The sequence below is a fragment of the Pedobacter sp. GW456-11-11-14-TSB4 genome (assembly GCF_059424425.1).
Genome location: NZ_JBWKZK010000001.1, coordinates 793,284 through 806,006, shown reverse-complemented (window position 1 = coordinate 806,006; position 12,723 = coordinate 793,284). Strand labels below are relative to the sequence as shown.

The 12,723-nt window shown below is 37.4% G+C and carries 8 protein-coding genes; 1 reads left to right on the top strand and 7 read right to left on the bottom strand.

Features of this window, described 5'->3' with window-relative positions; all coding sequences use genetic code 11:
- Positions 1 to 19: 19 nt before the first annotated feature.
- On the top strand, positions 20 to 514 hold the full coding sequence (locus tag AC07XU_RS03610) for an RDD family protein (RefSeq protein WP_494942256.1): 495 nt from the start codon (positions 20 to 22) through the stop codon (positions 512 to 514).
- On the opposite strand, the gene AC07XU_RS03605 is transcribed toward AC07XU_RS03610, so the two are convergent.
- The 7 genes from AC07XU_RS03605 to AC07XU_RS03575 all read right to left on the bottom strand — a co-directional run bounded on the left by AC07XU_RS03605 (position 495) and on the right by AC07XU_RS03575 (position 12,550).
- Positions 495 to 1,151, bottom strand: a complete 657-nt coding sequence (locus tag AC07XU_RS03605; protein WP_494942255.1) for an MgtC/SapB family protein — start codon at positions 1,149 to 1,151, stop codon at positions 495 to 497. The genes AC07XU_RS03610 and AC07XU_RS03605 overlap by 20 nt on opposite strands.
- A gap of 391 nt (positions 1,152 to 1,542) precedes the next feature.
- Positions 1,543 to 2,568, bottom strand: coding sequence for a PorP/SprF family type IX secretion system membrane protein (locus AC07XU_RS03600; RefSeq protein ID WP_494942254.1), 1,026 nt, complete (start codon positions 2,566 to 2,568; stop codon positions 1,543 to 1,545).
- Complete coding sequence (locus AC07XU_RS03595) at positions 2,565 to 8,420, bottom strand: PKD domain-containing protein (RefSeq protein ID WP_494942253.1); 5,856 nt, start codon at positions 8,418 to 8,420, stop codon at positions 2,565 to 2,567. The genes AC07XU_RS03600 and AC07XU_RS03595 overlap by 4 nt, the downstream gene beginning before the upstream one ends.
- A 217-nt stretch (positions 8,421 to 8,637) precedes the next feature.
- A complete protein-coding gene (gene groL / locus AC07XU_RS03590; protein ID WP_494942252.1) occupies positions 8,638 to 10,278 on the bottom strand; it encodes a chaperonin GroEL in 1,641 nt (546 codons plus the stop codon).
- Positions 10,279 to 10,394: 116 nt separating this feature from the next.
- The gene (gene groES, locus AC07XU_RS03585; protein ID WP_136873945.1) at positions 10,395 to 10,688 is read right to left on the bottom strand and encodes a co-chaperone GroES; all 294 of its coding nucleotides are present in this window, start codon (positions 10,686 to 10,688) and stop codon (positions 10,395 to 10,397) included.
- A 687-nt stretch (positions 10,689 to 11,375) separates the two neighbouring features.
- Complete coding sequence (locus AC07XU_RS03580) at positions 11,376 to 11,840, bottom strand: hypothetical protein (RefSeq protein WP_494942251.1); 465 nt, start codon at positions 11,838 to 11,840, stop codon at positions 11,376 to 11,378.
- 11 nt (positions 11,841 to 11,851) lie between these two features.
- A complete protein-coding gene (locus tag AC07XU_RS03575; protein ID WP_494942250.1) occupies positions 11,852 to 12,550 on the bottom strand; it encodes a hypothetical protein in 699 nt (232 codons plus the stop codon).
- Between the last annotated feature and the right edge of the window lie 173 nt (positions 12,551 to 12,723).

Genomic DNA, 12,723 nt, shown 5'->3' with positions numbered 1-12,723 from the left:
CTATTAAATTAAATATTAAATGGAATATCAACCAGAACCTCACGAAAACTTAGCATATTGTAGGGCAAATTCTATGAAACGATTTGCCAACTACTTAATTGATTTTGTAGCATTTTATATCATATTGATGTTTATTGCTTTTGTAGCAGAAATCCTATTTCCAGGAAGTGTATCTGAATTGAACTTAGGCCCAATTGAAGATAGGTTGATAACTATTTTTCTGTACGGAGTAGTGATGTTCTTAATTGAAACTGCTTTTCAGGGTAAAACTTTAGGTAAATTTATTACTGGAACTAGGGCAGTAAGTAAGAACGGCGAAGACATTAGTGTGCAGAATTTATTGATAAGAAATTTTATGAGAGCAGTGCCTTTTAATGCATTAAGCGCATTGGGCAATCCGCCTAACCCATGGCACGATAGCGTTTCGAGTACCTTAGTAGTTGATGAAAAAAAATTAGACTTGATGAATAGAAAAGAAGCTTTTTTTGATGACCTTAGAAATCAAAAGCAATAATTTTTGTATCTCTAAGCATTTTATCTACAAATTTTTTGTGGTTGCGAGGGCTGCCTATTGCTACCCAAGTACCACTTATTATTCCATTGGCTAATTCTTGTTTGCCACGATGTAATTTTAATCGAGAGGTACGGATGGATTCTTCATATCTGTCTAAGCTTTCGTTTTCATACTTTTTAACGATTCGGTATGTTCTTTTTGTAAAACGTCTCTCAACAAAATTTTCTACAAAAGGGAATATTAATAATGCCAGCAAAACTACTACGGTAACACCAAAAGCTTGCTCAAAATAGCCTGCGCCAATAGCCATGCCAATGGCGGCAACAATCCAAATTACACAGGCTGTGGTTAAACCTTTAACCTGATTGTCTTCTTTAAAAATTACACCAGCGCCTAAAAAGCCAATACCTGTTACAATATTCGAAGCAATTCTGTCGGCACTGCCTAAACCTATTTTTACAGATAAAACGGTAAACAAAGTTGCTCCCAAACCAATCATGATCATGGTTTTTAACCCTGCTTGTTTACTTCTAAATTCTCGTTCTAAACCAATTAAGCCGCAAAGTAAGGTGGCAAATAAAAATTTATTTACCTCACTTTGGGTTAAAAAATAATTGCTGTCTAAAATATCGTTCATAGCTGGTAAAATGAATAAGGGCAATTTCGAAAATTTATCTGATAATTAGAAAAATAACTATGGAAGCCGTTGTGCTTATTCATTTTTAAATTTATCTGAAAAGGATTGCAAATCTTACGATAGAGCTTCCAGATTGCAAATCTGGAAGAGCAGAGAAGAACTAAAATAACATTGAAACGATACGCTTTTTTTGTAGCCAGACTTTGTTAATTAAGCCCGACAGCAGTGAAAATCTTTTTTGTTTTGCTAATACTTATCCGGTGAATGCTAGCAAAGTCGAAATATTCATAGGATGGCGATTGTGAACTAGAAAAAGATTGTAACGTATGGCGGGATTGTTACAGCTATGAAAACGGGACCGTAAACTTTCTAAAAATAAGCTGAGCAACTATTAATAAAAACTAGAACATCTTAGTCCATTGTACATTTTTGTTCGGGTACTGTTTGGCCAATATTTTTCGTATCCCACACTTACTTCGCTTGTACCTGCTGTATTGGTGTAGTTTAGTTTAGAAGTTGTAGCATCGTGACTAATGCCTAATCGTATTTTTTCGGTGTCGCGGCGTTTTAAAAATACATCGAAAATTAGGGAAACAACAAAGGCATCTGAGTCTGAATTTTGGTTGGTACGGTACCAAACCCCAGTATTAAAACCTTTGTATTTGAATTGGGCACCTGCGCTTATGGAACTCACATTACCTTGTTTGTAATAAACAATTGACGGGATTACAAAAGCGCCATCTTGATCTAAATAGTCATAGCTGAAGCTCAAAGGTATTTTCATGCTTGCATTAATTGCCAACCGCATAGGCAAACGTGATTGTGTGCCACTAAAAGATTCGTCTGGTCTGTTAATATGATAAATAGATGCGCCAACCATGGCGTTGCGATAAATGAAATTTACACCAGCTGCGGGGTCAAAAAAGTATTTGCTAGATATTTCTGGTAATTGTGCTGATGAAATACTACCTGGAATGTAACCTAGTCTGCGGTCTAACTGATCTCCAAAAACGAGTTTCGACCAATCTATTGTTCGGTTAGTAAAACCAGCTTGCAAGCCGAAATTTGCAGTAAAATCATCATCACCAACGCTGTAAGAATAGCTTGCGGCAATATTATTTTTAACTAAGTAGGCCACACCTTCACTGCTGCGGTTAAATGATAAGCCTAATCCGCCAGAAAGTTTAGGCACGTAAATATCAGCTGATGCGTTTACATAAGATAAATCGCCGCCAAGAGCGCTCCATTGGTTTCGGTAGATCATGCCTAATCTTAAATCTCCTTCAAATTGGCCTGTTAAAGATGGGTTTAGATAAATAGGCGCATTAAAAAATTGAGAAAATAGCTGGTCTTGAGCTTTGCTGGTTACAAAACTTAACATTAAACAGATTACCGCTACAAAAATCCTTTTCATCATCTAATTAAATATATCTCTCCAGTTCGTTTTGGTGCTTTACTATCGTATGTCATCCCTTTCCATTCGGTACCATTAATGAGCTCTACATCTAGTTTCCAGAAGTAAATACCTTGTGGTTGTGGCACACCTTTGTAGGTTCCATCCCAGCCTTCAACAGGTTTTCCATCATCTAGCTGTGTGGTTTCCCAAACAACTTGTCCCCATTTATTAAAAATTTGCATTCGCCACGATTTTATACCTGAGCCAACTGCCATAAATTTTTGTAAAGGAGAACTTGTGCCACCAGGGATAAATGAATTTGGCAAGTAAACATAGCCCGGCACGCCAACAATTTGTACGGTTTTTTGCAAACTATCAACACATCCAAATTCATTGTAAGTGCGCATCGTTACCAAGTATTTGCCTGTATCTGTATATTTGTGCGTAGGGTCTTTTAGCGTAGATTCAACTCCATCGCCAAAAGACCATTTGTAGGTTTGAGCACCATTTGTACTAGCGTCTGTAAATTTGAAAGTATAATCTGGAATGCTAATAATGGAAGCAGGAGCAACACTAAAATCTGCGGTTGGTGGTGGTACAATACGAATGTAATTTGGAATTGCAAATGTTGTTGGGCATCCTAAACTATTTACCGCAGTTAAACTAACCGTGTACAAACCAGGTGGCGAGTTATAAATATGCGTTGGATTAACTTCGTTAGAGGTTTGCCCATCGCCGAAATTCCAGGTGTAACTTACCGCATCGATAGTTGTATTTGTAAATTTAACGCTTAAACCTTGGCAACCTGTAACACTTGCTGCTGTAAAAGCTACAGTTGGTTGTGGATCTACGACAATAGTTACTTGGGCAGATGCAGTTGAGCAACTATTTTCGGCTAATAAATTTACGGAATAAGTGCCTGGTTTAGTGAATGTATATGGTCTGGTTTCTGGTAAAAAAGTGTTTGATGTTACGGTTACTCCTGGTTCAAAAGTATATGTAAATTTACTAGCCCCTTTGGTGTTGTTGATAAAGTTTACTGTAAATGGTGCGCAACCTCTCATTTGGTTGCCATTTACAATTAATGCTGGTGTAATTGTGTTTGGGGAAACTCTAATAATTACTGCTCTTGTATCTGTGCCACATTCATTTGTGGCGGTCATTTTTACCTCATAATCTCTCACTATATCGGTAATAAAAGTATGGGTAACCGTTCCTTTGTTGGTAGTAGCAGGAGATGTCGTTCCGTCGTCGAAATCGTAACTGTAAACATTAGAATTACCAGGCGACGTATTGGTGAACACCACTGTTAGCGGCGAACAACCACTCGTTTTGTTAGGTAAAAATGCAGCAATAGGATTTGCTTTTACCGTAACGGTAGAACTAGCATTTGTTGATCCACATGGTGTAGTAACTTTTAGTCCTACTGTATAGATTTTGTCTTCGCCAGCTGGATCTGCTAAAAATACTAATGTGCCCGGATTTGAGGCAGTAGAGATGACATTATTATCGATACTCCATTCAAAAGAAACGCCTGTTAAAGCGGTAGTAGTATTGTTAAATAAAACAGAAAGCGGTCCGCAACCAGAAGTGGCAGATTGGGTAAATGATGCAACAATATTTTGCCTTGTGCTAAACGTATGGCTCATCTCATCAGGCAAACATCCTAAACTGCTCGTGGTAACTAATTTAATGGTAACATTGGCATTGTCTGTAGCTATGGTATATCCTGGAAAGGTGATGCCACTGCCAATTAAAACATTATCTGCATACCAGGTGTAAGTGGCATTTCTGGCAGGATAGGCAATAGCTTTAATGTTGTTAGCATCTAAATTATAAGGGATACAACCTATATCGCTAACATAGGTAAATTCTGCTTTAGCATTTAAGTTTACATTTATGTTTACTGCATTACTTATACTTTGTGCTGAGCCAGAACATATACCGCTACTCACTAACCTTCGATATGATGTATTTTGTACTATAGCAGGCGGGTTATAATTGGCTGCAAATTCATTTGGAATTATGGCCCAGGTAACACCATTATCAATACTTTGCTCCCAGCTGTAAGTGTAATTAATGCCATTACCACCTGTAGGTGTTGAGCCTGATATTGGAGTTGGCGTGGTGGTTAAACAAATAGTTTGGTTAGCAGTTATGGTATTATTAGCAATAGGTGGTAAAGCTGTAATGATGATGATGTTACTAATGCTATTACAAACACCACTATTAGCAATTCTACGGTAAGATTGGCTGGTATTTACAGTTACATTTAAATTAGCATTGGTTTGTCCGGCAATAGTTATCCATGGCGCCGCCCCAGTTGAACTAGTTTGCCAAATGTAGGTGTAAGTATTGTTTCCGCCAGTTGGCGTAACACCTGTTAAAGTAATAACTTGGCCGGTACAATTAGTAGTGTTTGGGGTGCTAATTGTATTGTTAAGTAGAGCTGATAAATTATTAACGATTACCTCATCGGTACTTGGTGCACATGGAGCTAAACCCGTAATTGTCCATCTAAAACTATAAATCTGCCCACCAACTAAGCCACTCACTGATGTGTTATATTGTGTAGCATCTGTAAATATTATTGCTGGATTTGCCGGTATTACAGTCCACAAACCTGTGTTTACTCCCGGATTATTTCCTGCAAGTGTAGTTGAGGTTTCATTGCATAAAATTTGATCTGCACCAGCATTAGCAGCTACCGTGCCTGCATTTACAGTTATTACAGAAGGGGTTGAGAATGCAGGAGCACACACCCCACTTTGCACTACGGCACGATAATATGTTGTTGTGGTTAGGTTCACATAATTCAATGTATTTGTGGTATTATTTATCACCGTCGGATAGCTGACTCCATCTATAGAACTTTCCCACCTGATCACATTCCCAACATTACCAGTTAAAATAATTTGTCCGTTACTACTGCCTGTACAAACTGGAGCAGAACCACTGGTAGTGCCGCCCTCAGATAAAGGATTAACTGTGATACTAACATCATCGCTATTGGTATTACATCCATTAGTGCCTGTAATCGTCCATCTAAAAATATAAGTATTTCCAGGTTTTAAGCCAAAAGCCGTTGCGTTAGGCTGATCTCCGTCGTTAATTGTAACATCTGTAAAATTACTTACCTGTGTCCATAAACCTGTGCCAACGGTTGCAGTATTACCTTTAAAAGTAAAACTTGTGGCGTTACAAATACTTTCATCTAAACCTGCGTTGGCTAAAGTAGTTTGTGGGCTTACATCTATACTTATTACAACAGGCGTACCTAAACATCCATTAGCAGAAACAGGAGTGATGGTGTAAGTTACGGTTCCTAGGGTAGCAGCACTATTCACCAATACATCATTAATAGAGGTAGTAAGAATGGGTGATGTATTTGCACTATTGCCAGTTATGCCTGCACTTTTTGTACTTGTCCAAGTATATCTTGTACCTGTTAAGTTTGATGTTAAAGCAATGCTTGCATTTTGCCCACTACAAATGGTAGCATTTGTTGCAGTAGCGGTTGCAACCGGATTTGGGGTTATGGTTACGGTAAATGTAAAAGGATCTCCAATACATCCATTTCCTGTAGGTGTAATTAAGTATGTTACAGTTGCATTAACTAATGGATCTGTATTAACTATAACATCGTTTATATTTCCCGAACCATTTACAGAAAATCCATTGGCATTTGCAGAACCAGTGGCTGTCCATGTATAAGTTGTTCCGGCAGTTGCCGAAGTTGGAATATAGTTTACACTTTGCCCAGTGCATATGGTTTTAGAGGCAAGGCTGCTTAAAGTTACCGCTGGTTTAATGTTAATAATAATATCATCAGGAATATCATTGCAAGGGCTAGGTAATGCCGTTGTTACGCGTAAAGTTAAGGTCAAACTACCGCTCAGTTTTTCTGCCAAGGTTGGCTCATAAGTTGCGTTTAAATCATTTCTATTCGGAGTAAAAGTACCATTTCCACCTAGCCAAGTTTGGGTTAATGTGCTTCCAGTGATGCTTCCGTTTAACTTAACAGTTGTTTCATTAAAACAAATCGTTTGGTCTGGTCCGGCTTTTACCTCTGGTGCAGCAGTAAAAGTAATTTTTTGGGTGGCTGTTGCCGTTCCGCAATTGTTTTTGTGCACAACCGTAATGGTATATTCCGTGTAGTTTAAAAATTGAATTTTAGGATATTTTGAATTTAGATTTGTGCCATCGGTAAAGTTATATGTTCCTGTACTAGCTAGTGTCCACGTGTAGGTGTCTGATAAGTCTAAAGAAGTGCCTTGTAAATTTGTTCTGGTTGGGCCAGATGTAGTATTGTTAAAATCATAAGTAGCTAAATTACACAGCGTAATATCTGGTGATAATGTAGCTGTGGGTGTAGCATTTACAACTATCGTTTGTGGTGCCGATGAAATGGTTCCGCAAGATGGTGTGGTTACTGATAAAATAACCCTATAAACACCTGAGGTAAAATTAAAATCTGGTTCAACACTTGTTGCGTTGGTTCCATTAGCAAAAGTAACCGACGGAGTAACCGTCCATACGTAGGAGTTCCCTGCATTACAGGTCTGGTCAATTATCGAAGTGTTGCTAGGTTTTAAAGTGATTGGGCCACAAACTGTGTTTTGGTTAAAACTAAATTGGGGTATCGGTGCGTTTTGCACGCAAATTTCTTGTTCTACATCCTCCGCAGTACAGGTTCCTGCTGATGAGGACGTTAGTTTAACAGTATGTTTGCCATTTGTAGTAAATACATACTCAAAAACGAAATTTCTAGGTCTGCCAACTGCAATTGCTACCCCATCCACAAACCAATTATATAACATATTATTGGGTTCACATCCAGGGGTCGTAGTATTCGGATTTTCTCCTAAAATTGAAGTATTGGTAAAAAATACTTTGGTGTTGGTACAGGCATTTGGAGTAAATGAAAAGGAGTTTACGGGTTTAACAACCACTTTTGCTGTAGATGAAACTGCAGTTCCAATATTTCCACAATATGGATTTGAAGCTCTGATGATTACATCAAACGCATTGTTAGTGCCGCCAGTACCAACTACACCGCAAGACGATTTTGAATAAACATGCCTAACTTTTTCATTATTTTGGATGATATCACAAATGGTATGCGTTGTTACTGACCCATCTCCCCAGTTTACGGTATAAATATTTCCAGGATAATTTTGTTTAATACCAGCGCTGCCATCAACAATAACATTAAATTCTAAAAACCCCAACGGCAAACAAACAACATTGTTCCCAGAAGTGCCAAATGGGGTATTTACTACATTGTTAATTACCTGATAGGCTTTTGTAGCAACTGTTAAATCAGGCATTACTGCTTTGGTAAAAACAGTGTAGTGTGCTAATTGAGCATTAAACGATTGTATTGAAGAGGTAAAATTAAGTGCTGATGAAGTACCGCTTAGCTCATTTTTTATGCTAGCCGTAACAGTACTTGTTGCTGTTGATCCATTAGTAAAAAAGAACTGATTGTTTGGTACGCCGTTACACAAACCAAAAACATCTGGGTTTGGGCCTGTCAATTGATTGGTAGATGTAAGTTTTGCTTCTATTGCAAATCCTCCCTTAATTTCAAATGCCGAAGATGGCGCACTTACATTTGCTGGGCTTGTTGATTTAATTCTAACTCGGTAGCCTGTACCTAACGGTGTGCCTGGCGGAATTATTCCATTTACAAAGGTAGAGTAAAAGCCAGTAAAAGTTCCGATCCTGGTTTCTGGCGCAAAATTTCCATTCGCATCTGATAACCATAGCTCAAAAGTATTGTTTTGATTTAAGCACGCGTTTGCATCTATGGTAAAGGTAGCTGCAATTGTACTTCCTGGGGTGTATGGACCAACGTCTACTGTACCCATATTTAGCTGCGCAAACGAAGGCATAGCTAAAGCACACAATATGCTCAAGAACAACAGGGAGATGAATTTCACAATAATACTATAGGATAAGTAAATATAGTCAATTATCAAGATAATTATTCTCGTGGTTGTTAAATTATATTTAAAATAAAAATCCCCCAAAACAATTAAGTTTTGAGGGATTTTATATCAAGTCCTCTTTAAAGGATTTAAAGGTTTACATCATGCCGCCCATGCCGCCGCCACCCATTGGTGGATGAGCACCTGCTGCACCAGCTTCTTCTGGCTCATCAGCTAAAACAACTTCTGTTGTTAACAACATCGCTGCAATAGATGCTGCATTTTCTAATGCTACACGAGAAACTTTAGTAGGATCAATAACACCTGCACCAATTAAGTTTTCGTAAACATCAGTACGAGCGTTATAACCGAAATCTGCAGTACCTTCTTTTACTTTTTGTACTACGATAGAACCTTCAATACCTGCGTTTTCACAGATCTGACGTAATGGTTCTTCAATTGCACGTTTTACGATAGCGATACCAGTAGTTTCATCTTCGTTAGCACCTTTTAATTCTGAAAGTGATTCTACCGCACGGATGAAAGCAACACCACCACCAGCAACAATACCTTCTTCTACAGCTGCACGAGTTGCATGTAAAGCATCATCAACACGGTCTTTTTTCTCTTTCATTTCTACTTCAGAAGCAGCACCTACGTAAAGTACAGCAACACCACCAGAAAGTTTAGCTAAACGCTCTTGTAATTTTTCTTTATCGTAATCAGAAGTAGTAGTTTCGATTTGAGCTTTAATTTGTCCAACGCGAGCCTTAATATCTTCAGATTGGCCAGCACCGTTAATTACAGTAGTGTTGTCCTTGTCAATTACTACTTTTTCTGCAGTACCTAAATAAGTTAAATCAGCATTTTCTAATTTATAACCTCTTTCTTCAGAAATAACGATACCGCCAGTTAAAATAGCGATGTCTTCTAACATTGCTTTTCTTCTATCGCCAAAACCTGGAGCTTTAACAGCAGCAACTTTCAGTGATCCACGAATTTTGTTTACTACCAAAGTAGCTAAAGCTTCGCCATCTAAATCTTCAGCAATAATTAAAAGTGGTTTACCAGTTTGAACAGTTTTTTCCAATACTGGCAACAATTCTTTCATGTTGCTAATTTTCTTGTCGTAAATTAAAATGTAAGGAGAATCTAATTCAGCTTCCATTTTATCTGCATTAGTTACAAAATACGGAGATAAATAACCTCTGTCAAATTGCATACCTTCTACAGTTTTTACTTCAGTTTCAGTACCTTTTGCTTCTTCAACAGTAATTACACCATCTTTACCAACTTTTTGCATTGCTTCTGCAATTAGAGAACCAATTACCTCATCGTTGTTTGCAGAGATAGATGCAACTTGTTTAATTTTGTTATTGTCATCGCCAACCGCTTGAGATTGTTTTTTCAAATTCTCAACAACCGCAGCAACAGCTTTATCAATACCACGTTTCAAATCCATTGGGTTTGCACCAGCAGCTACGTTTTTAATACCTGCAGTTACAATAGCTTGCGCTAAAACAGTAGCAGTTGTAGTTCCATCACCAGCAATATCTGCAGTTTTAGAAGCCACTTCTTTAACCATTTGAGCACCCATGTTTTCAATTGGGTCTTTCAATTCAATTTCTTTAGCTACAGTTACACCATCTTTGGTAATTGCTGGTGAACCGAATTTTTTATCGATAATTACGTTACGACCTTTAGGGCCTAAAGTTACTTTTACTGCATTTGCTAAAATGTCAACACCTCTTTTCAGGGCGTCACGTGCTTCAACGTTATATTTTACTTGTTTTGCCATTTCTTTTTTAAATTTTGAATGATTGATTGAGAGAATGATTAAAAAACCCTCAACGTATTATATTTTTTAGTTTATGCTGAATTCAATCATTTTAAATTCAGTGATTCAATCATTTTTTATAATGATCCTAAAATATCAGATTCTCTCATGATCAAATACTCTTTACCTTCGATCGTAACTTCAGTACCACCATATTTGCTGTATAAAACTTGATCGCCAACTTTTACAGTTAAAGGAATTAGAGTTCCGGTTTGGTCAGCAAATCTGCCAGGTCCAACTGCAACTACAACACCTTGTTGTGGTTTTTCTTTAGCGGTATCAGGGATGTAGATACCAGAAGCTGTTTTTTCTTCTGCCGCAGCAGTTTCAACAACTACTCTGTCTGCATAAGGTTTAAAGTTTAAAGCCATAAATACTTTTATTTTTAGTTTTTGTAATTGAATTAATTCGTAATCTTATACGATGCTTAGGGTTAATCAGTTTTTATGCCAAGCTTGTTTTGCTTGTCAAATTTGCATTTGCTGTCAGTTTATACTTTTTAGAGTTTAAATGGAGGTGTCAGACTGTCAGAGTAGAAGAAAGCGATTATATTTTAGAAGCGCAAGTGTAGTGCTGCTATCTCCTGCAAGTCCCGCCATACATTACAAGCCGCTCCTCTGTCCATTGGCCAGTCGCTTGCGGGCTTTTCATTGCTGTCGGGGCTAGTTAACAGAAAATTTGCAATTAACGTAGAAATGTATGATGATTATTTTAACTGCGCCATGGTTCCTGTTTCCACGAAGTAATCAAATGCAAATTTCTTTACCGAGGCATGAGCATTAATGGGATTACAAATCCCTTAGATAAGTAAGTTCGAGATGCCTAATAGAACATCTCGAACAGCTGAATTCAGTTGGCCCTAATTCCGCTCTCTTAAATGCCAAATATGCATGTAAAGCCTCATGATAACATGGTTATAAGAATATATTCTTTAGTAGCATTCCTTTGCCATGGTCTGTGGCACACAGAATATTTACTTTATGGTGTTCTGTGTGCCACAGACCACGGAGGGGAACAGCTGGAAGTTCAACGTACTTTGTACGATACAGATAAAAAAACTAATTTTTAATTGGCTCAATTTTTTCGATAGTATTAGTTGTACGCGGGTCATAATGTGTCCACAATGTCATATCGGTAAGTCGAATATGATTTCCGGCTGGTTCAGCAAATACAAATTTGTACAAACCTTTATGGCCAGGTGGTAAGCATTTGAGAGCCAAACCTATTAATTGCGTGATTGAAACAGTTTTGAGCTGCTTAAATTCTTGAAGACTAATCTCCTTTTGTTTTTTATTAGCAATGTCAAATAAAAAAGTGATGCCTCTTGAATATGGAAAACACTTACACTCTAGAATATAACACATTGCAGGACCTTCTCTTTCAATGCGAAACATTCTGTCTTTAATGGGCACCTTCGCAGTATCCAGCAGATAATAAATGGTATCAATTTTTACTTGAGCATTTACTTTTTGTGGGTTAAAAAGTAATAAAGACATTATTCCTATAATGAATGAATATTTCATAATATATTTATTTAATTACAGCCTGTTGTTGGAAGCTTATTTGTGGTAGCAATTAAATTTGCTCTATTGAATGTGGTTAAATCAGATGTGGTTATACTATGTTTTGTTTTTACAGCTTGAAACGCAGCATTAATAGTATTTATCTGCGCTTGTGAAGTGCCTGGCTCATAACTATCAAGACCGTATAACATAGCCATTCTCATTTCTTTCATTGAATAAATAAAACCTTGTTTTGCATTCCAGGCCTCTAAAACAGCAATAGATTTCTCGAAATAATCTTCTAACATCATGGTATGATTAGAATAATTAGCTGGCAAATTATTCATTAAATAAAAATTGTTTAAAGCCAACATCCAATTATCTTCATTATAGCTGCCATAATTATACTGTGCTGTTTCAATATTATATTTAATGTAGGCATGGAGCGTTTCATGAATAACTGTAGCTGCAATTAATAGTTGCGAACTATTTTGTAACATTTTCTCATTAAACCTGATGATTGAAGATTGACCTAGCCCGCTAGTAGGATCAGGACCATTTTCCCCCGTTTGGTTTAAGTCTTCCGTAGGGCGACTTAAATTTATTCTGAAAACCCAGGTCTCCAGATCGAGATATAATTCTACATAAATATTATCGGCACGAGCCCACGCCTTTCCAAAGGTTATAAAATGTGGTATGCCATCATCTCCAAATCTAAATCGTGTTGCCATTCCAGTTTTTCATTTGTTTTGTGTGTTATATTTCCAGACAAAGTCTTCGTTTTCAATATGGATTTAAGTGACCGCTGAAAAAGCGAACACTTAAACCAGATGGGGATTACAAATCCCTTAGATAAAAGTTCGAGATGCCTTTCAGAACACCTCGAACAGCTGGGTAATACTAA

Coding starts and splice junctions, on each gene's coding strand:
- AC07XU_RS03610 (WP_494942256.1), top strand. CDS start 20: ATGGAATATCAACCAGAACCTCACGAAAACTTAGCATATTGTAGGGCA.
- AC07XU_RS03605 (WP_494942255.1), bottom strand. CDS start 1,151: ATGAACGATATTTTAGACAGCAATTATTTTTTAACCCAAAGTGAGGTA.
- AC07XU_RS03600 (WP_494942254.1), bottom strand. CDS start 2,568: ATGATGAAAAGGATTTTTGTAGCGGTAATCTGTTTAATGTTAAGTTTT.
- AC07XU_RS03595 (WP_494942253.1), bottom strand. CDS start 8,420: ATGGGTACAGTAGACGTTGGTCCATACACCCCAGGAAGTACAATTGCA.
- groL (WP_494942252.1), bottom strand. CDS start 10,278: ATGGCAAAACAAGTAAAATATAACGTTGAAGCACGTGACGCCCTGAAA.
- groES (WP_136873945.1), bottom strand. CDS start 10,688: ATGGCTTTAAACTTTAAACCTTATGCAGACAGAGTAGTTGTTGAAACT.
- AC07XU_RS03580 (WP_494942251.1), bottom strand. CDS start 11,840: ATGAAATATTCATTCATTATAGGAATAATGTCTTTATTACTTTTTAAC.
- AC07XU_RS03575 (WP_494942250.1), bottom strand. CDS start 12,550: ATGGCAACACGATTTAGATTTGGAGATGATGGCATACCACATTTTATA.